Origin of the sequence: Winogradskyella vincentii (genome assembly GCF_020166345.1) — a bacterium.
Classification (GTDB): Bacteria; Bacteroidota; Bacteroidia; order Flavobacteriales; family Flavobacteriaceae; genus Winogradskyella; species Winogradskyella vincentii.
This window is the reverse complement of record NZ_JAIUJS010000006.1, coordinates 68079-88089: the sequence shown is the minus strand read 5'-3', so window position 1 is coordinate 88089 and position 20011 is coordinate 68079. Positions and strand designations below refer to the sequence as shown.

Here is a 20011-nt window from a genome sequence, read left to right as displayed (position 1 = left end):
ATATTTACAACAAAGATAATTTTTCTTTTGTGGCTTTAGCTAAAACATTAGCTGCTTCTGGATTATTCCTAAACCAAAGTTCTGGCTCAATTAACTCTAATTCCGCTAAAGCAATTTTACCTGAATTGTCATTGAAGATATCTACTCTGGCATATAAAGGCATTTCTTCACAAGCATGGACAGCTTCAATAGCAAATTTAATTTCTTCTTCAGAGGGTGAGTAATTATGAACGGTTCCGCCAAAGTCGTCTTGTACTCTAAAATCACCAGCTTTAGCTTTTTTAAGTATGGCATGTGTAAATACTCCATTGAATACCATCATTGAAACTTCACCTTCAGTAACTATTTTATGTTGAAATGGCTGTAGCATCATCGCCTCTTGTGCAATTAAATCCTGAAAGATAGATTCATAATGGTTCAAATTATCAGAATTTAGTTTGTAAGTGTGTCTTGCAGCACCAGAAATACATGGTTTTAAAACGGTTGTTTCACAATTCATTTTTGTATGAAGTTCTTCTAGCCTACAATCTGTACCTCTTTCAATAAATAGTGTTTCAGCAATATGAACACCATTGTTTTTAAGGTCTTTTAAATAATGCTTGTCAATATTCCATCTAATGGTAGCTTCTGAATTAATAAGTGTTGTGACTTTTGAGACGTCATTTAACCAATTGGAAAACTTATCGAAATCATCAAAATAATCCCACGTTGTCCTGAACATTATGGCTTTGGTATTAGACCAATCAAATTGAGGGTCATTCCAAGCTTTTCTGTTAACCTTTAATCCTTCGGATTTTAAAGCTTCACATACCAATGCATCTTCATAAAATACATTATGGTAGTATGGGTCTTTACTATCCTTTAAATAGCGACTATCGGTTAAAACAACAACATCATAATTCATATAAAATGTTTTAAAGCTTCTCTTTTACTCAGTGGTTTTAAATCAGTTCTTTTTACAAAATCAAGAACGGGCTTACTGTTATACTTTGCATATTCCCTTAAAGCCCAGCCTATGGCTTTTTTAATAAAGAATTCGTTGGATGACTTATGTTTAATGCATAATTGTGAAAGTAGATGAAAATCTGTTTGCTCCCTGTAACCTAATTGAAACAAAATTGCCGAACGATTTAACCACATATTATCACTGTTTGAAAACGACTTAATGGTTTTATCTCGCATTTCAGGTATTTCAATCAAAAATTGACCAAGTATATGTTTTGCGATAAAATCTACGGTATCCCAATGCGAATTTTTAGTAATTAAAAATTCTATTAAACCAATGTCAGTTTTGTTGTAATTTCTTTTTTTAAACCTTGAATAGACATCCTTGGTACAATAATGAAATTCTCGTTCTGGTTTATTGTAAAGTGTTTGAGTGATCTCTGAAATATCAGTCTTTAATTCGACTTTATTTACATTTATTATTTCTCTCAAAATAGACTTTCGCAAAGCAGATTTAATACCAAAAAAGACATACTTGTTTTTCATGTAAGCTTTCATTGGTATGGCATTAGCTTCATCTCTATTACTTTTTAAAGAAGAGCTAAGTTCTTTTACAAAAGACATATTTAACCTACTAGATTACTTTCAGAATTAATTATCATTTTTGTAACCATCAGGGCGTTTCCATCTTATAGGAGCTTTAGGTTCTGGTTTAAGCTCAAATTCATTACCTCTAAGTAATTTCAAAGCCTCTTCTACAGCACGTTCTAATTGCGGATCGTTACCTTTAGTTGTTTCTTTAGGATGTTGGATTACTTCAATGTCTGGTGCTACACCTTCGCCTTCAACAGCCCAATTGCCATTAACATCATAAAATCCGCCACGAGGAGCTACCATACGACCTCCATCTATAAATCTTGGTGTATCCCAGGTTCCTACTAATCCTCCCCACGTTCTAGTACCTATTAAAGGACCAAGGTCTTTCATTTTGAACATGTATGGTAGTAAATCACCACCAGATCCTGCACGCTCATTAATAATCATAACTTTTGGTCCCCAAATACCAGCCATTGGTGTGGTCCAAGGTCTGTTGTCATTTGCCTTGCTATTAAAATAGCCAAATAGTTCACGGGCCATTACGTCGATCATATAATCCGCAGCAGAGCCACCACCATTGTTGCGCTCGTCAATTACTGCACCTTTCTTGTCTTGTTGAGAAAAATAATATCTATTGAACGATGTAAAACCGCCACCACCAGTATTTGGTACATAAACATAAGCTAATTTTCCATTAGATAATTCATCTACTTTTCTGCGATTTTCTTCAACCCATTCAATACTGCGTAAACTACGCTCATTCCTAACAGGTTTAACTAATACAGTTCTAGGATTATTTCCGTTTGCAGAACTACTTACTGTGATATTAATTTCACGTTCAGATGTTTGTTCTAAATATTCATAAATGTTGTTGTTACTTGATAGTTTCTTTCCATTGATAGAAAGAATATAGTCTCCTTCATTTACATTTATTCCTGGTTGTGCTAGAGGTGCTCTTGTGTTAGGGTTCCAACGTTCGCCATCATAGATTTTTGAAATCTGATATTTACCATTGTTAATTTTGAAGTCACAACCCAATAATCCAATAGGTACAAAATTCAAATCAGGAAAATCACCACCAGAAACATAAGAATGACCCACAGCAACCTCACCACTCATAATATCTACAACATAATTTAAGTCGGTTCTATGACGTACATGATCAATCCAAGGTGAATACCATTTGTAAACATCATCCCATGGTGCACCGTGCACATTGTCTACATACAGAAAATCGCGCATGTAACGCCAACCTTCCTTAAAAATTTGATGTGCCTCAGCTTTAGGATCCAATTTAATTTTCAAGTTGGTTTTTAATTTGTCATCAGCAGGCTTTGGTTTACCTTTTGAGCTGGTCAATATCCAACTTCCGTTTTGAGCTAGAAGAACAGATTTTCTGTCCTCTGAAGCGACCATTTGTGACACACCTTTTGTGAAATCTGTAGCTTTTTCTTTTTCCACATCATACGAATGTACTTTTAGGCCATTTTCATTTGGTATAGCCTCAGCGATAAATACTTTATGCTTCGGTCCTTTTAACAGGGCTACATAATTTCTTGCAGGCAATTTTAATGCAACAGCTCTATCGAAAATGCTCTTATCATCAATAATAACTTCAAGATCTTTGTCTTCTTTCTTGTCCTTTTTAGTATCATCAGATTTGTCTTCGGCCTTAATTTCTTCCATATCATTTTTAGGAAGATTCGGCGCTTTGTCAGATGAATTGAGAACAACTGCATATAAACTTCTGGTTAAGTTAGAACCTGGGTCATAGTTACTCATATCTAACCAACCTGAAGATAAGCCATAGTTTGTACTGGCAAGTGTATACAGGTATTTGCCAGATTCATCCCAAACAGGTGTTATGGCATCTGCTATTGGATCTGTTAATTGAATAGTTTTTCCGGATTCAACGTTGTAGGCAAAAATTGATTTAAAGTGACTTTCTTGTTGTTTGGCGTACGCAATCCATTTGCTGTCAGGTGACCAAACCGGATTCATACTTCTGTTAGGATGAGCGTATCTGTCTGTTGCAACTTTCTTTGTTTTTTTGGTATCAAGATTTAAAATCCAAATATTATAATGAGTATCTGTGTAAGCAATATTTTTGCCGTCTGGAGACCAATCTGGTTGAAAATAGAAGGTTGGTTCTGGCAATGTAATGGTTACTGGATTTTGACCATCTTGGTCAGCTAAAACTAAACTGTATTCACCACCCATATCTGAAAACCATGCAATTTTATCACCCTTTGGTGACCAAATAGGACTTCGATCTGCAACACCTGGAGAATTGGTGATATTCATCCAAGTTCCATTCTCTTTAGGTATAGTAAAGATTTCTCCTCTATATTCAAATACTGCACGCTTTCCTTTTGGTGATAAATTAGGATTTGATAGGTTTCTGCCATTTACATCATCCCATTTAGATCTGTAAAAATTTAAATCGGCTTTAACTTCAATATTCAATTGACTGCTATTGCTGGTACTAGGGTCATAAATATGTAAATAACCACCTTGTTCGTACACAATTTTATCATTACTGGAATCAAGACTTTTTACGTCGAATTTTTTATGGAAAGTAATCTGTTTTTCTTCCTTGGTATTTGGATTAAATGACCAAATGTTCATTGTGTAATCTCGCTCAGACATAAAATAAACGATACCATTTAACCAAACAGGATCTAGATGACGTTCCATAGTTGGTTGCTTTGTTCTAAGTAACTCTTTTGTTTTCAAGTTAACTACCCAAATTGGCATGGCCTGTCCACCGCGATAATTTCTCCATTCAGCATCCCAACCAGTAATGGGAGTATATGCTAGGTGTTTACCATCTCTCGACATTTCTCCATAAGCTGCTCTTGGTATCTCTAAAGCTTCAGGTAACCCACCATTTGTGGAAACGGTAAAGAATTTATTGGTCATTGTTGGTTGACTTTCTCTACCAGATCTAAACAAAACTCTACCATCAGGTGTCCATCCTTGAACAAAATCACCACCTGGATGATATGTTAATCGTTTTGGTTCACCACCTTCAGCAGGCATTACATAAACATCTATATTACCATCATATTGGGCAGTAAAAGCAATTAATTTTCCATCATTAGAATAATGTGGGCTTGATTCATATCCTTCATCACTTGTAAGTCTAATTGCAGTACCACCTTGTGTTGAAGCTTTCCAAAGATCATTTGCATAAACAAATACAACATCATCTCCATGTAAAGTTGGTTGTCTTAAAAGTTGAGTGCCTTGTGAAAAACTGATTGAACTAATAAAAAAAGCTAAAAAGCCAATAAAATATCGCATGCTTAGTTGGTTTAAAGTGTAGATTAAGAATTCGGATTGGTGCTCCTAAAGATACAACTTAGAAAAGGCGGATATTTTAAAAAGTTGTTAAAACTAAAAACCGACAGCAGTATCGTCTCCACGACTGTCTGCACCTCCTTCTAATCTTCCGTCATCGAGAATCAAAACACCATCAACTTTACCAATAACAGGAGAACGAGTTAAGTTGATAGAATATCTTTTTGCTTCTAATTGATTTATTAAGGAAGGATCGAACGAATTAGGTTCCATTCTTATTTCATCTGGCAACCATTGATTATGAAATCTTGGAGCATCAACTGCTTCTTGCATGGTAAGACCAAATTCGTGCACATTTAAGATGGTCTGTAATACTGATGTAATTATTGTAGATCCACCAGGAGTACCAACAGACATGTATAATTCTCCATCTTTCTCAATGATTGTGGGTGTCATGGAGCTAAGCATTCTTTTTTCTGCAGCTATACTATTTGCTTCAGCACCAATAAGACCAAAATAATTTGGGACACCAGGTTTACTGCTAAAATCATCCATTTCGTTATTAAGAAAAATGCCAAGTTCATCAACAAAAACCTTAGACCCAAAACCTGCGTTTAAAGTTGTAGTTACTGCTATGGCATTTCCAAATTGATCAACAATAGAATAGTGTGTAGTTTCATCACTTTCATAACCAACAATTGTTCCGTGAGAGATTGAGTCTGCAGGTGTAGCCTTTTTAAAGGAAAAGTCCTTCATTCTTTGCTCTAGATAAACTTGGCTCATTAGGGTTTCTGTTGGTATTTGAACAAAATCAGGATCTCCTAGATAATAACTTCGATCTGCATAAGCACGCTTTTCTGCCTCAGCTAAAACTTGAATCGTTTTAAGTTGGTTATGACCATAATCAGCTAAGTCAAAAGGTTCTATCATTGTCATAATCTGGCTCAAGCATATTCCGCCCGATGAAGGTGGAGACATGGATGTAATTACTAAATCATCATACTGAAATGTAATTGGGTCTCTCCATTTACTTTCATACTTATTTAAATCATCTAATGTGATAATACTACCTCTTGATTTTAGGAAATCGACAAGAATACGTGCAGTTTCACCAGAATAAAATTCATTTCTTCCGTTTTTGGCTATACGCTTTAGAGTATTGGCTAATGCTGGGTTTTGAATTCGTGTACCAGCTAATACATTCTTGTTATAAAGGATCTCTTTTCCATTAACAACCCGAAAAATACTATCCTTTGACTTAAATCTACGTGCTTGTTTTTCGGTAACAATGTACCCATTTTCAGCAAGTTCAATAACTGGTTGAATAATAGTTTCTACATCTAATTTTCCAAACTTATCCTGAGCTTTAAAAATACCGGCAATAGTCCCAGGAACACCAATTGCAAGGCTTCCTGTAGTACTTTTTCCTTTAACTACATTACCGTCTTCATCAAGGTACATGTCTTTAAATGCGGCAAGTGGTGCTTTTTCTCGGTAATCTAATGCACCTTTTGTACCATCTGCTAAACGATATACTAAAAATCCACCACCACCAATATTCCCGGCAACCGGATAAGTTACTGCTAAAGCCAATTCTGTTGCCATCATGGCATCAAATGCATTGCCACCTTTTTTTAAAATATCAGCGCCAATTTTTGAGGCTTCTTGTCTAGCACTTACAACCATCGCATTTTCTGAAATTACACCTCTCTTAACAGTTTGGTTTATTTCTAAAACGCGTTCTTTTTTGCAGCTTGTAAAACAAAGTATAGTTATAATTATTAGGCCAAATAATTTTCTCATAAATTAAACTTCTTGGTTAATGTTTTTAATTTCTGGTTGTTATAAAGGATAAGTTCGTTAAAAAACTCAGTAAAATCTTTTTCAAATTCAGCATAGAATAATTTGAGTTCCTTTGTAGCTAAATTCATTTTAGATCGACCATTGGTTCTTCTATTCATACCATTTAATACCGATTGGATGCCATCAATTTTGGCATAACTCAGTAACCAGTTATCTTCTATCATAAATGGCGTTAAGTGTTTAAATTTGGGAGGTAAAATTTCAAAATGGCGCTCTAGACTATGGTAAAAGTTCTTAACATATGAATCTAAAGGAATCTTAGAATAGACACTCCAATTTTTTGCCAAAAAATGATCATAAAAAATATCTACAATTACACCACTGTAATGGCCATAAGGATTATGAAGCCGCTTGGTACTTCTTCTAAAAACTGGATGCGCGTCTGTAAAGGTGTCTATAGCTCTGTGTAATAAAATACCAACTTGGATTTCATCTGGGTATTGCTCATATTTTTTTCCTCTAATACCATCGGCGACAAAATTTCCTATAGTTATTAATTCATTGTCACCAGAAAGATAAATATGAGCTAAAAAATTCATTTCCCGAATTTACAAATTCATAATAACATAATAGGAATTAGATATTATATTTGCTCAAAATCAAAATTATATGACTTTAATAAAATCCATTTCTGGGATTAGAGGAACAATAGGTGGTAAGGTTGAAGATAATTTAACTCCAATAGATGCAGTTAAATTTGCAGCTGCATATGGTACTTGGATAAAGCAACAGCGCAATAAGGAAAATTACAAAGTAGTTGTAGGAAGAGATGCTAGAATATCTGGAGAAATGATTCAGAATTTGGTAATGAATACGCTGGTAGGTTTGGGAATCCATGTTGTAGATTTAGGATTGTCTACTACACCTACTGTTGAAGTGGCTGTACCTATGGAACACGCTGATGGTGGTATAATATTAACAGCAAGCCACAATCCAAAGCAATGGAATGCACTAAAGTTATTGAATGCTAAAGGTGAGTTTTTAAATGGTGCTGAGGGACAAAAAATCTTAGAAATAGCAGAGTCTGATAGTATGAATTTTTCTGAAGTTGATTTTTTAGGGAAAATAACAAAGAATGAAGCTTATATAGATTTGCACATAGATGAGGTGTTAGATTTGCCATTGGTTAATAAAAAAGCAATTGAAGATGCCAATTTTAAAGTTGTAGTAGATGGTGTTAATTCCACAGGAGGGATTGCTATACCATTACTATTGGAGCGTCTAGGTGTACATGCAGTTAAACTTTATTGCGAACCCACAGGTCATTTTCCTCATAACCCAGAACCTCTAAAGGAACATTTAGGAGATTTAGCTGAGGCTGTCGTTAACGAACATGCAGATTTTGGAATTGTTGTTGATCCAGATGTTGATCGTTTAGCATTTATGGATGAAACAGGAGAAATGTTTGGTGAAGAATACACTCTTGTAGCTTGTGCGGACTATGTTTTGAGTAAAAACCCTGGAAATACAGTAAGTAATATGAGCTCAACAAGAGCATTAAGAGATGTTACTGAAAAACATGGCGGAATGTACGAGGCAAGTGCTGTTGGAGAAGTAAATGTGGTTGAATTAATGAAGAAGAATAATGTTGTGATTGGTGGAGAAGGAAATGGCGGAATAATCTATCCTGAATTGCATTATGGAAGGGATGCATTAGTTGGTGTAGCCTTGTTTTTAAGTCTTCTTGCTGAGAAAAAAATGAAGGTTAGTGAGTTAAGAGCTACTTATCCAAATTACTTTATGAGCAAAAAGAAAATACAGTTAACTCCAGAACTGGATGTCAATGGCATTCTTAGCACAATGGAGTCTAATTATAATCATGAGAAATTGACCACTATTGACGGTGTGAAAATTGATTTTGCAGATAGCTGGGTACATCTTCGTAAGAGTAATACTGAGCCTATAATTAGGATTTATACTGAAGCACCAACTCAAGAATCTGCTGATAACTTAGCAGATAGATTCATTACTGAGATTAAGGCCATTGCTAATATTTAGTATCTTTGTTTATCTATAAAAAGAATTGCTGCATATATGATTTCTGAGACTGTTACAAATAGAGTATCTGATTTAGAAGCTTATTTTAATAGGTTTAGAGCGCATATAATTGGGCAGAATCAAACATTTAAATCACCATACGGTGAACAAAAAATAATTTATACGGATTGGACAGCCTCAGGCAGGTTATACAGACCAATTGAAGAGAAACTACTCAATGATTTTGGACCATTTGTAGCAAATACACATACAGAGACCACTGTTTCTGGTACAGCTATGACCAAAGCATATCACAAGGCAAAACATATTATTAAGGAGCATGTTAATGCTAATGAAGATGATGTTTTAATAGTATCTGGTAATGGAATGACAGGTGTAGTCAATAAATTTCAACGAATATTAGGACTCAAAGTCCCTGAAAATCTTAGAAAATTTACTGAAATACCTGATGAAATTAGACCTGTTGTATTCATCTCTCATATGGAACACCATTCTAACCAAACTTCATGGTTAGAAACTATGGCTAAGGTAGAAGTTGTTCCGCCAGATGAAAATGGACTTTTCAGCCTTGAGAATTTGGAAAAATTATTGATAGAATATAAAGACAGACCATTAAAAATTGCTTCTGTAATTGGTGGTTCTAATGTAACAGGTATTCAAACACCATATCACGATATTGCTAAGGTGATGCATAGTCATGGAGGTGTGTGTTTTGTTGATTTTGCTTGTTCTGCACCATATGTGGATATTGACATGCATCCAAAAGAGAGTGGAGCCCATTTAGACGCAATTTTCTTTTCTCCTCATAAATTTTTAGGAGGACCCGGAACTTCTGGTGTATTGGTTTTTAGTAAAAAGCTATATAAAAACATGGTGCCTGATTGTCCTGGTGGTGGTACAGTAAGTTGGACAAATCCTTGGGGAGAACATAAGTATATTGATGATATAGAAGATAGGGAAGATGGAGGTACTCCAGGTTTCTTACAAGCGATTAAAACCGCACTTTCAGTTAAACTTAAAGAACAAATGGGTGTTGACAACATGCTTAAAAGGGAGCATGAACTCACAGATATTGTTTTTAGGAAATTAGAACCTATTTCTAATATTAATATCCTCGCAGGTCAGCACAAAGATAGATTAGGTGTGATTTCATTTTATATTGACGATTTGCATTATAATCTTGGAGTAAAGCTTCTAAATGATAGGTTTGGAATACAAACTCGAGGTGGTTGCAGTTGCGCAGGTACTTATGGTCATTTTTTATTACATGTAGATCAGCAAACTTCTAAAGAATTAACAGATGAAATTTCTATTGGAGACCTTGTTCGTAAACCTGGATGGATAAGAATGTCAATTCATCCTACAACAACTAATGCTGAGATAAATTATGTGTGTGATAGTATTATTGACATGGCTAAAAACCATGAAGAATGGGCTTTGGACTATGAGTACTCACGTTGTAATAATGAATTTATACATAAATCTCAAAATAACGAACCCTGCAACTCTTCTGATGTAGATTCTTGGTTTAATTTGAGGTAAACCAGATTATTTCAAGTTTTCAGGGACTTGATTACTATATTTCCAGCGTTTATGTGTCCATAAATAGAACTCTGGCTTTTCATAAATCTGTTTTTCGATATATTCTATGTACTTATCCGTGATTTCGTTTTCACCATAATCCTTTGGGTTCATAATTACCTGCTCAATTGTAGCTTCATAATAACCACGTTTAACTTTATCTATTCTAAAAAACATTACAGGCACATCCAGTTTCTTGGCAATCATTTCAGGACCTGTGATTACAGGAACCTTAATTCCCATAAACTCTCTCCAATAATGCGTTTTTCTCAATTTTGGAGATTGGTCTGCCGCAAATCCTGCTACAAATAATTCACCATTTGCCTTAAGTTTAGTTAAGGTAGATATAGTTTCTTTTGTAGTAATGAGGTAGGCATTATATCTAGCTCTCATACGCTTAACTAGACCGTCAAAGTGTTTATTTCTTAAACGTTTATAAATTGCATAACCCTTATGCTTTATATGACATTGTATAACTACTGACCATTCCCAATTTGCATAATGAGAACACATTAATAAAACACTACGGTTTTGAGATTCTAGTGCTTTTATTTCTTCGATGTTTTTATAAACAAATCGTTTTTTTATTTCACTTTCCTTAATTGTTAATGACTTTATAGCTTCAAGAATTAAATCACAAAGATGGCTGTAAAATTTACTTGTGATTACCGCAATTTCCTTATCAGACTTATTGGGAAATACCAATCTTAAGTTTGATTTAACAACGGATTTGCGGTACCCAAATATTCTATACATAAAAAAGTGCATGACATCAGATAAGCCATACAAGATCCTGAATGGTAAAATTGAGACTAACCAGAGAATTGGAAAAATAATTATGTAAGCAATAAGTTGCATCAAATGATGTTAGTTTTAAAGGGCAAATATATATTATATTTGACTTAATAGATTAGAGTTTATGTACAATTTAGGAATAGTTACAATTGTTATTATCGCAGCCAACGTTATTATGTCTTTCAAGGGTTTTGACGATCGTTTGTTTTTTGAAAAATACAAATTCAATGTTGGTAGTATTATAAGAGGTGAGCAGATAAGAATGATCAGTTCTGGGTTTTTACATGCAGATACTACGCATTTATTAATGAATATGATAACTCTTTATTTCTTTGCAGGAACTGTAATAAATCAATTAGGCAATTTCAATTTTATAATTATTTATATGGCAAGTTTAGTTTTTGGAAACTTGTTATCTCTATACTTTCATAAAGAGGAATATTGGTACAGTGCTATTGGTGCGAGTGGAGCAGTTACCGGTATTTTATATGCAGCAATTTTATTAGAGCCAAGTATGAGCTTATATATGTTCTTTATTCCGATTCCAATTCCTGGTTATGTATTTGGTATTGGTTACTTATTGTATTCTATCTATGGTATAAAAAACAGAGTAGGTAACATTGGTCATGATGCGCATTTTGGAGGCGCAGTTGGTGGCTATGCATTAACACTTTTATTGATGCCAAGTTTGTTTAAAACAGACTTAGGTCACGTAGGCCTGCTTGCAATACCAATTATCATACTTTTTGTAATGTACAAAACGGGTAAACTCCGATAAATTATAATTGTAAAAACTTATTACCTAAGCAATTCTTGAACTTTAGCTTCTAACTGGCGTCCTCTTAGGTTTTTCGCCGCTATTTTACCGTCCTTATCCAAAATATAAGTCGCAGGAATAGCATTAATATCATATAGACGTGCTACAGGATCATTAAAATATTTCAGATGTGAAACCTGCGTCCATGTAAGTTTGTCTTTTTCTATGGCATCTAACCATGCTTTCTTAGGATTCTGCTGACGAGAATTACCATCTAGCGAAACTCCAATAATTTCAAGACCTTGGTCGTGATATTCATTATAAATTCTAACTACATTAGGATTTTCTTTTCGGCAAGGCCCACACCAAGCTGCCCAAAAATCAATTATGGTAACTTTTCCTTTGAGTTCTTCTAAAGAAACTATAGTTCCATCTGGTTTTGGTGCTTCAAAACTAGGTGCAACTTTACCAACTTGCAGATGCGCAGTCTTTTGGTATTCTGTGTTGATACTATCCAATTTGCGCTTAACTTTCACACCCATTGGAGTTTCTTTTAAGCTTGGGATTAAATTATCATAAGCATCTAAAAAATCCTCAACATCAAATTTCTTTTTGTTTGCTTCAAGGCCTATTAAATTGAGACTGAAATAGCTGTCATTATTATCCTTAACATACTTCGCTGGAAATTTTAAAAATCGTTGGCCATGATCTTCCAAAAGTATTTTCATAGAATCTAGTCTAGCAGTATCTTGTTCCTTTCTGAATTTCATAAAGGCATTAATCATGTTTCGATTTTCCTCTTGAAGTTCCTTTATACCACTTTGATAGTCCACAAGATCGTTGTGGGTTTTAGATCCTGTAGCTTTAGAATCTAGCATTAATTGTTTGTTAATTTCAATTTCAATTTCGCTGTTTTCAAGCATAAAAAGAAATTCTCCAGGTACACCTTGAATTTCTAGAAACCTCACTTTTGGTTCGTCTACACTACCTTTTAATGTGAATTTTCCATCCATTACAATTGCCGTGTCTGTGTAAACTTCTCGTCCAAGGTTACTTACATCTTTTAAATAGACTCTAGAGCCGTTATAGACGTCTTTTGCAATACCATTGATTACAAAATCCGATCTTGTTTCTTGTTTGCAACCTGTAAATGCAATAAGGAGTACAACTAGTATGAGAATTCTTTTCATGTTTTTTCTTTTTATATTCTAGAGTTAGCCAATAAATATGGTGTCACTAGCCTTGCAAATATAAAAACTAACACCAAAAATCATTAATATGGATTGTGAATTAAATCTTAAAATACACTAATAGGATATGGTAGAATCTGTTTATTTACAATACTTTTGCAATAAATTTGTTTCTAATGCATAATGATACAATAGTAGCTTTAGCAACACCATCGGGTAGTGGTGCAATAGCTGTTATTAGATTATCTGGTAACAATGCAATTACTATTGTAGATTCACATTTTAAATCTGTTACAAATAAAAAATCCCTTGCTAAACAGAAGACACATACTATTCATCTAGGTCATATTGTAGATGATGGCCGTACTTTGGATGAAGTGCTGATTTCAATTTTTAAAAACCCCAATTCTTACACTGGTGAGGATGTTGTTGAGGTTTCTTGTCATGGTTCAGCATATATTCAGCAGGAGATTATACAGTTGTTTTTGAGAAATGGTTGTCGAATGGCCACTGCAGGAGAATTTACATTAAGAGCATTTCTAAATGGAAAGTTAGACTTAAGTCAGGCAGAAGCTGTGGCAGATTTGATTTCTAGTGATAATGAAGCATCTCATAAAATTGCCATTCAACAAATGCGTGGTGGGTTTTCTTCAGAAATTGCGAAGTTGAGGGAGGAGTTATTGAATTTTGCCTCTTTGATTGAATTAGAATTAGATTTTGCAGAAGAAGATGTTGAATTTGCAGATAGAACCCAATTTAAGGAATTGGTAGATCGAATTACGTTTGTGTTAAAACGGTTGATAGATTCATTTGCTGTTGGCAATGTTATAAAAAACGGTATTCCGGTAGCGATTGTTGGAGAACCCAATGTTGGTAAATCTACACTCTTAAATGCACTATTGAATGAAGACAGAGCCATTGTTTCTGAAATAGCAGGTACGACTCGAGATACAATTGAAGATGAGATTTCAATAGGAGGAATAGGTTTTAGATTTATAGACACTGCTGGTATAAGGGATACAAAGGATGTTGTAGAAAGTATTGGTATAAAGAAGACTTTTGAAAAAATTGATCAATCTCAAGTTGTTATTTATCTGTTTGATGCACAGAAAAATATAGATCAATTAGAATCAGTTAGAATAGAAATTGAAAAAATTCGAAATAAACATCCTCAAAAACCATTGTTGGTTATTGCAAATAAGATAGATACATTAGATGATATCCAATTGGCTGAAGTAAATAAATCTATCGCTGATGTCCTTCTATTATCGGCAAAAACAGGTTTTGGTGTAGAGCAACTTACCAATTCACTTTTAAATTTAATTAATACAGGTTCCCTTAGAAATGATGAAACTATAGTTACCAACTCACGTCATTATGATGCTTTATTAAAGGCGTTTGAAGAAATTCAAAAAGTTAAGCATGGACTAGAAACCAGGCTTTCAGGTGATTTACTGGCTATAGATATTAGGCAAGCCTTATATCACTTTGGTGAAATAACTGGTGAAATTACTACTGATGATCTTCTTGGAAATATCTTCGCCAATTTCTGTATTGGGAAGTAAAAAACATCTTCTTTTCTTGATTTTTCATTCCCTATAAACTAAGTAGATTTGAGTTAAGTCTATGACTTGATTGCGTTTCTCTTTTTGTGTAACATTCGTTACTTAGCACTATTGGTTAATACCTTAATTTTAATGAAGATTATTTTATTTATGAAAATTATAGTTATTCTATCATTCATTACTTCTTTAATTGCCTGTAATGGCTCTCAAAGCGATACTGTTAAAGTGCTTACACCTAAAGAGTTTAAAGAACAAGTAGATAATAAACAAGTACAGCTTATAGATGTTAGAACCCCAAAAGAATATAATTCTGGTCACATAAATGGGGCGAGAAATATTGATTTCAATTCTAACAGCTTTGGTATAGAGTTCAATAAGTTAAATAAAGATGAACCTGTCTATATATATTGTAGAAGTGGAGTACGTAGTGGAGAGGCGTCAAAAAAACTCGAAACTATGGGTTTTAAAGAAATCTACGATTTAAAGGGTGGCATACTAAATTATAAATAATTAAAATATGAAACAGTTTATTGTTATTGGATTGATATTAATTTTTACCTTGAGTTGCAATGATTCTAAGAATAAAGATTTGTCTGCCTTTGATAAAGAATTAACTGCTAGCAAACATCCAGGTAAAAAACTTATGGAGACCAATTGTTATGTATGTCATAGTCCTACGGCAAGTCATGATGATAGAATAGGACCACCCATGATCGCTATAAAAAACCATTATATCAATGAAGAGACAACCAAGGAGCAGTTTGTCAATGATATGAAAGCTTGGATCAATAACCCAAATGAAGATGATGCTAAAATGAGAGGTGCAGTTAGACGATTTGGAGTAATGCCTAAACAAGCGTTTCCCATAGAAACTATTGAACAAATAGCTGATTACATGTTTGACCATGAAATTGAACAACCTGAATGGTTTGAGGAGCACTTCAACGAGGAAAAGGGAAAGCACCAAGGAACGGGTAAAGGAAATGGCATGGGCAAACATCAAGGATCGAATAAAGGAAAAGGAATGGGGCAAGGTAAGGGAAAAGGAATGCATCAAAAGCAGTCCCAAACAAATATAAAGGATTTACCTTATTCTGAAAGAGGATTGAAATATGCATTATCAACGAAAGCAGTTCTGGGCAAAAACCTTATGAAAACCATTCAAAAAAAAGGAACACTTGAAGCGCTAAATTTTTGCAATGAGAGGGCCCTTCCACTAACTGATAGTATGGCCGTTGTTCATAATGCTCGAATAAAACGGATATCAGACAAACCCAGAAATATTCGAAATTTAGCCAGTAAGACTGAGTTGACTTATATAGAAAAATTTAAGAATGATTTAAAGGCTGGTATTGAAGTACAGCCAATTATCACAGAAAATAATAGCAGCGTTAATGTTTATTATCCAATTGTAACAAACTCTATGTGTCTACAATGTCACGGAAAACCAACTGAAAATATTGAACCTAGAGTTTTAGACCGATTGGCGACCTTGTATCCTAATGACAAAGCAATTGGTTATAACGTTAATCAAGTAAGGGGAATTTGGGATATAGAATTTACGGATAAGTTATAAATTCAATTTCAAGAATTATGATATTGTTTTTTTATGAAGTAATAAATTGACAAATAAAATTCAATCTATTATAATATACATATGAGTTTTATAGCTTCAATTACTAAATCTAAATTACTTTTTATTTACTGACAATTATCATATTTATAGAGGAATTCTTCGATTAATTTTACATCAAGAATCAAAAAAGAAATATATGTTTAGTGCCTTAACAACTTTACTATATGATTGGACCAATGGAGTTATAATGATAGCGGTATTTGGTCTAGTTTGTGTTATTTTAATTGGTATATTGGTTAATTTCATGACCAGTGGAAAAGGAAAGGACAAGACTAATAGCAACTAATTAAAAAATTATTTATCGTTTTTTAAAGCGCACAATTATTTGTGCGCTTTTTTTGTTTCATTTTGGGTCAAAATTCAATGATTTGAGGTAACAAACGTTACACAGTATTGTTAATTTGATAACTAAATTTACCGTATTAATTAAAAAACTATAACGATATGGAAACTAGCGATATTTCACAAAAAGAAATTGGTTTTTCAATGCCTAGAATAGGTGATAAGGCACCAGAATTCAAAGCAATTACAACACAAGGTGAGATTAATTTCCCATCAGATTATAAAGGAAAATGGGTGATTTTATTTAGCCATCCTGCGGATTTCACGCCTGTTTGTACATCAGAGTTCATGACCTTTGCCCACCTAGAAGAAAAATTTGCTAAGGCTAATTGTAAACTTGTAGGTCTTTCTGTAGATGGACTATATAGTCATATTGCTTGGTTAAGAACAATTAAGGACAAAATTGAATTTAATGGCATGAAGGATATTGAAGTAAAATTTCCTTTAATTGAAGATATTACAATGAATGTTGCCAAGAAGTATGGTATGATTCAACCTGGCGAGCACAAAACACAAGCTGTAAGGGCAGTCTTTTTTATAGATCCAGAAAGTACAGTAAGAGCTGTTATCTATTATCCGCTTAGTTTAGGAAGAAACTTTGATGAAATATATAGAGCATTGATAGCAATGCAAACTTCAGATAAATTTAATGTAGCAACACCTGCAGATTGGGAACCTGGTAATGACGTAATTATTTCACCGGCAGGCTCATGTGGTGTAGCTGAAGAGCGTATGACTAACACTGATGACTTAGAATGTAAAGATTGGTTTTTCTGTACAAAAAAGTTAAACAAAGAAAAAGTCTTAGATGAAATAATAGAATCCTAAGGTTTGAATTAAAGGTATGGGTAATATTTGTTTCTATGAGGAGAGCACCATTAGAGGAGAGCACCATTAAAGGTGCTCTTTTTTTATTTCATAACACGCATGGTTAAGGAATAATAAATGCTGAAGGTAACCTTTGTTACGAAGCATAATCTTCTATGGGCTTAATTTTGGTCTAAATAAAAGATTAAATGTACAAGAATAGATTTCTCATAGCATGTTTTGCAATTGGTTTAGTTACTAACCTCTATGCACAAGAGGTACAACCAATTTCAAAGTCAGAAGTATTTAATAAAGTTTCAGAGGCAAATCATAAAATAAAGATTTCAGTTGAGGCCTTCAATGAAGCAAAAGCTGATTACAAACAGACTAATGCTGTTTTTTTACCAAATATTTCAGTTTCACATACTGCAATAGCAACTACGAATCCATTGATGGCTTTTGGATCTAAACTAAATCAAGAGATTGTTGCTCAAGCAGATTTTAATCCTGATGTGCTTAATGATCCAAGCCAAATACAAAATTTTGCTACTGCTTTTGAATTTCAACAACCCTTAATTAATGCAGATGGGTTTTATCAACGAAAAGCAGCCAAGTATAAAATGGATGCTACAGCATTACAATCAGAGCGTATAAGAGATTTTGTAAAGTATGAGGTTGAAAATGCTTATATGCAATTACAATTAGCATATAAAGCCATTACAGTATTGGAAAAAGCCTTAACTGCGGCTACATCAAATTTGCAACTTGCACAAAACAGTTTTGATCAAGGATATTTACAACGATCTGACGTATTACTTGTAGAATTAAGGGTCACTGAAATAAAAAATCAGTTACAATCTGCCAAGAGTAATGTAAAAAACGCCTCTAATTATTTGTCCTTTTTAATGAACGATAAGTCGGAAGTAATTTTTCAACCTGTTGATAGTTTGCAATTGGATAATAAAATATTAAATGCAGAAAGCGAAGTTTCTGAAAATAGATCTGACATTAAGGCCATGCAACTGGCAACAAATGCAATGGAGACATTATACAAGTCAGATAAAATGACCTTTTTACCAACTTTAAATGCTTTTGGTAGTTACCAGTTATATGATGATAATCTTTTTCAATTTGGTGCTGATGGTTATTTGTTTGGTGCAGAATTAAAGTGGAATATCCTTCAAGGAACAAAACGATTCAGTAAAACAAAGAAAGCAAAAGCATCATTGGAGAAATCAAAATTGGAGTATGACCAATATGTTTCTAAAAGTAAACTAGAGCTGAACAAAACTGAGCGAATGCTTGAAGATGCATCTCTAAAAGTTCAATTGTCACAGCAAGCGGTTGAGCAATCCCAAGAGGCACTGAGAATTAGAACAAATAGATTTAAGGAAGGACTGGAAAGAACAGCTGATTTGTTAATGGCAGAAACTCAATATGCACAGAAACAGTTAGAATATTTCCAAACCATTTATGAATATAATGGCACCAAAGCATATTTAAAATTTTTAACAACAAATTAAAATGATGAAAAAATCCATATATAAATTACTAGCAATTGGTTTAATACTAGGAGTGTTCAGTTGTGGTGAAAGTAAAAAAGAAATATCTGCGGATAATTCTAAAAAAATTGAGGTAAAAGTAGCAACGGTTACAGCAAATAAGACAAATGCTCCATTAGTAGTTAGCGGTACTATAGAAGCTGAGAATAGTGCACAACTGAGCACTCGCATAATGGGCCATGTAGAGCGAATAGCCGTGAAAGTAGGCGATAAAATCAATAAAGGACAAGTGCTTATGGTAATCAATAATAGTGATTTACAGGCTAAAAGAGCGCAAGTAAGTGCTGGTATTACTGAAGCAAAAGCTGCGTTAAATATTGCAGAAAAAGACTTTAATAGATATACAAACTTATTTAATCAGAATAGTGCATCTCAAAAAGAACTTGATGACGTAACTGCAAACTATCAAATGGCTAAGGCTCGGTTGGAGTCTGCTCAGCAAATGAAAATCGAAATCAATGCACAATTTGCTTACACTAACGTGAAGGCCCCTTTTAATGGTGTTTTAACAGCTAAATTTATAGACGAAGGAGCGTTAGCAAATCCTGGAATGCCTTTATTGGCCATTGAATCACCAAATAATTTTGAGGTCATAGCACGAGTACCAGAATCTACAATTTCATATATCTCAAAAGATGAAAAGGTTAACGTTATAGTGTCTTCAATAGATGCTATTATCGAAGGTACGGTAACTGAAGTGAGTACTTCTTCTGCACATTCTGGTGGTCAATATCTTATAAAAATTGGATTAGATGCATCAAATGAACAATTACGTTCAGGTATGTTCGCATCCGTTCAATTTCCAGATACTAAGGTTAATTCTTCAAACATAGGAGAAACCATAATGATTCCCGTTGAAGCAATAATAACCAACGGTCAACTATCAGGTGTTTATACCGTAAGTCAACAACAAACTGCAGTATTACGTTGGTTACGACTTGGAAAGACCTTTGGTGACCAAGTGGAAGTATTATCTGGCTTGACTCAAAATGAATCTTACATCTTGTCTTCTGATGAGAAATTATATAATGGAGCCAAACTAACTATTAATTAAAGAACCATTTTAAGCA

The 20011-nt window shown here is 33.9% G+C and carries 17 protein-coding genes; 10 read left to right on the top strand and 7 right to left on the bottom strand.

Annotation, left to right across the window (positions count from 1 at the left end; all coding sequences use genetic code 11):
• Positions 1–4 precede the first annotated feature (4 nt).
• The 5 genes from LBV24_RS11755 to LBV24_RS11735 all read right to left on the bottom strand — a co-directional run bounded on the left by LBV24_RS11755 (position 5) and on the right by LBV24_RS11735 (position 7247).
• Positions 5–904: an ATP-grasp domain-containing protein gene (locus LBV24_RS11755; protein WP_224478860.1), complete on the bottom strand. Its 900-nt coding sequence runs from the start codon at positions 902–904 to the stop codon at positions 5–7.
• A complete protein-coding gene (locus LBV24_RS11750) occupies positions 901–1569 on the bottom strand; it encodes a DNA alkylation repair protein (protein WP_224478859.1) in 669 nt (222 codons plus the stop codon). Before LBV24_RS11750 ends, LBV24_RS11755 begins: the two co-directional genes overlap by 4 nt.
• 27 nt (positions 1570–1596) lie before the next feature.
• Positions 1597–4848: a S41 family peptidase gene (locus LBV24_RS11745; RefSeq protein ID WP_224478858.1), complete on the bottom strand. Its 3252-nt coding sequence runs from the start codon at positions 4846–4848 to the stop codon at positions 1597–1599.
• Positions 4849–4941: 93 nt separating this feature from the next.
• Positions 4942–6648 carry a gamma-glutamyltransferase gene (ggt, locus tag LBV24_RS11740; RefSeq protein ID WP_224478857.1) on the bottom strand — a complete coding sequence of 569 codons (1707 nt, stop codon included), beginning with the start codon at positions 6646–6648 and terminating at the stop codon, positions 4942–4944.
• Complete coding sequence (locus LBV24_RS11735) at positions 6645–7247, bottom strand: acyl carrier protein phosphodiesterase (protein ID WP_224478856.1); 603 nt, start codon at positions 7245–7247, stop codon at positions 6645–6647. The genes ggt and LBV24_RS11735 overlap by 4 nt, the downstream gene beginning before the upstream one ends.
• Before the next feature lie 70 nt (positions 7248–7317).
• Between LBV24_RS11735 and glmM the strand changes: the two genes are divergently transcribed.
• Both glmM and LBV24_RS11725 read left to right on the top strand, forming a co-directional pair.
• A complete protein-coding gene (gene glmM, locus LBV24_RS11730) occupies positions 7318–8706 on the top strand; it encodes a phosphoglucosamine mutase (protein ID WP_224478855.1) in 1389 nt (462 codons plus the stop codon).
• A gap of 36 nt (positions 8707–8742) precedes the next feature.
• A complete protein-coding gene (locus tag LBV24_RS11725; protein WP_224478854.1) occupies positions 8743–10248 on the top strand; it encodes an aminotransferase class V-fold PLP-dependent enzyme in 1506 nt (501 codons plus the stop codon).
• A gap of 6 nt (positions 10249–10254) precedes the next feature.
• On the opposite strand, the gene LBV24_RS11720 is transcribed toward LBV24_RS11725, so the two are convergent.
• Positions 10255–11145, bottom strand: coding sequence for a lysophospholipid acyltransferase family protein (locus tag LBV24_RS11720; protein WP_224478853.1), 891 nt, complete (start codon positions 11143–11145; stop codon positions 10255–10257).
• Between the two features lie 61 nt (positions 11146–11206).
• On the opposite strand from LBV24_RS11720, the gene LBV24_RS11715 reads away from it, so the two are divergent.
• Positions 11207–11860, top strand: coding sequence for a rhomboid family intramembrane serine protease (locus LBV24_RS11715; RefSeq protein ID WP_224478852.1), 654 nt, complete (start codon positions 11207–11209; stop codon positions 11858–11860).
• A gap of 20 nt (positions 11861–11880) precedes the next feature.
• On the opposite strand, the gene LBV24_RS11710 is transcribed toward LBV24_RS11715, so the two are convergent.
• Positions 11881–13029: a TlpA disulfide reductase family protein gene (locus LBV24_RS11710; protein WP_224478851.1), complete on the bottom strand. Its 1149-nt coding sequence runs from the start codon at positions 13027–13029 to the stop codon at positions 11881–11883.
• A gap of 176 nt (positions 13030–13205) precedes the next feature.
• Between LBV24_RS11710 and mnmE the strand changes: the two genes are divergently transcribed.
• From mnmE to LBV24_RS11675, 7 genes are all read left to right on the top strand, one after another.
• Entirely contained in the window at positions 13206–14594 is a 1389-nt protein-coding gene (gene mnmE, locus LBV24_RS11705) for a tRNA uridine-5-carboxymethylaminomethyl(34) synthesis GTPase MnmE (RefSeq protein WP_224478850.1), read from the top strand.
• Between the two features lie 132 nt (positions 14595–14726).
• Entirely contained in the window at positions 14727–15104 is a 378-nt protein-coding gene (locus tag LBV24_RS11700; RefSeq protein WP_224478849.1) for a rhodanese-like domain-containing protein, read from the top strand.
• A 7-nt stretch (positions 15105–15111) separates the two neighbouring features.
• On the top strand, positions 15112–16170 hold the full coding sequence (locus LBV24_RS11695; protein ID WP_224478848.1) for a c-type heme family protein: 1059 nt from the start codon (positions 15112–15114) through the stop codon (positions 16168–16170).
• Between the two features lie 196 nt (positions 16171–16366).
• Complete coding sequence (locus tag LBV24_RS11690) at positions 16367–16516, top strand: hypothetical protein (protein WP_224478846.1); 150 nt, start codon at positions 16367–16369, stop codon at positions 16514–16516.
• 158 nt (positions 16517–16674) lie between these two features.
• A complete protein-coding gene (locus tag LBV24_RS11685) occupies positions 16675–17400 on the top strand; it encodes a peroxiredoxin (RefSeq protein ID WP_224478845.1) in 726 nt (241 codons plus the stop codon).
• 188 nt (positions 17401–17588) lie between these two features.
• Positions 17589–18902 carry a TolC family protein gene (locus LBV24_RS11680; RefSeq protein WP_224478844.1) on the top strand — a complete coding sequence of 438 codons (1314 nt, stop codon included), beginning with the start codon at positions 17589–17591 and terminating at the stop codon, positions 18900–18902.
• Positions 18903–18906: 4 nt separating this feature from the next.
• Positions 18907–19995, top strand: a complete 1089-nt coding sequence (locus tag LBV24_RS11675) for an efflux RND transporter periplasmic adaptor subunit (protein WP_224478843.1) — start codon at positions 18907–18909, stop codon at positions 19993–19995.
• The last annotated feature ends 16 nt before the right edge of the window (positions 19996–20011 follow it).

Bases quoted from the DNA above. Each gene is read 5' to 3' on its own strand.
- LBV24_RS11725 (WP_224478854.1), top strand. From the start codon at position 8,743: ATGATTTCTGAGACTGTTACAAATAGAGTATCTGATTTAGAAGCTTAT.
- LBV24_RS11700 (WP_224478849.1), top strand. From the start codon at position 14,727: ATGAAGATTATTTTATTTATGAAAATTATAGTTATTCTATCATTCATT.
- LBV24_RS11690 (WP_224478846.1), top strand. From the start codon at position 16,367: ATGTTTAGTGCCTTAACAACTTTACTATATGATTGGACCAATGGAGTT.
- LBV24_RS11750 (WP_224478859.1), bottom strand. From the start codon at position 1,569: ATGTCTTTTGTAAAAGAACTTAGCTCTTCTTTAAAAAGTAATAGAGAT.
- LBV24_RS11710 (WP_224478851.1), bottom strand. From the start codon at position 13,029: ATGAAAAGAATTCTCATACTAGTTGTACTCCTTATTGCATTTACAGGT.
- LBV24_RS11680 (WP_224478844.1), top strand. From the start codon at position 17,589: ATGTACAAGAATAGATTTCTCATAGCATGTTTTGCAATTGGTTTAGTT.
- LBV24_RS11755 (WP_224478860.1), bottom strand. From the start codon at position 904: ATGAATTATGATGTTGTTGTTTTAACCGATAGTCGCTATTTAAAGGAT.
- LBV24_RS11745 (WP_224478858.1), bottom strand. From the start codon at position 4,848: ATGCGATATTTTATTGGCTTTTTAGCTTTTTTTATTAGTTCAATCAGT.
- LBV24_RS11715 (WP_224478852.1), top strand. From the start codon at position 11,207: ATGTACAATTTAGGAATAGTTACAATTGTTATTATCGCAGCCAACGTT.
- LBV24_RS11720 (WP_224478853.1), bottom strand. From the start codon at position 11,145: ATGCAACTTATTGCTTACATAATTATTTTTCCAATTCTCTGGTTAGTC.
- LBV24_RS11685 (WP_224478845.1), top strand. From the start codon at position 16,675: ATGGAAACTAGCGATATTTCACAAAAAGAAATTGGTTTTTCAATGCCT.
- glmM (WP_224478855.1), top strand. From the start codon at position 7,318: ATGACTTTAATAAAATCCATTTCTGGGATTAGAGGAACAATAGGTGGT.
- LBV24_RS11695 (WP_224478848.1), top strand. From the start codon at position 15,112: ATGAAACAGTTTATTGTTATTGGATTGATATTAATTTTTACCTTGAGT.
- ggt (WP_224478857.1), bottom strand. From the start codon at position 6,648: ATGAGAAAATTATTTGGCCTAATAATTATAACTATACTTTGTTTTACA.
- mnmE (WP_224478850.1), top strand. From the start codon at position 13,206: ATGCATAATGATACAATAGTAGCTTTAGCAACACCATCGGGTAGTGGT.
- LBV24_RS11735 (WP_224478856.1), bottom strand. From the start codon at position 7,247: ATGAATTTTTTAGCTCATATTTATCTTTCTGGTGACAATGAATTAATA.
- LBV24_RS11675 (WP_224478843.1), top strand. From the start codon at position 18,907: ATGAAAAAATCCATATATAAATTACTAGCAATTGGTTTAATACTAGGA.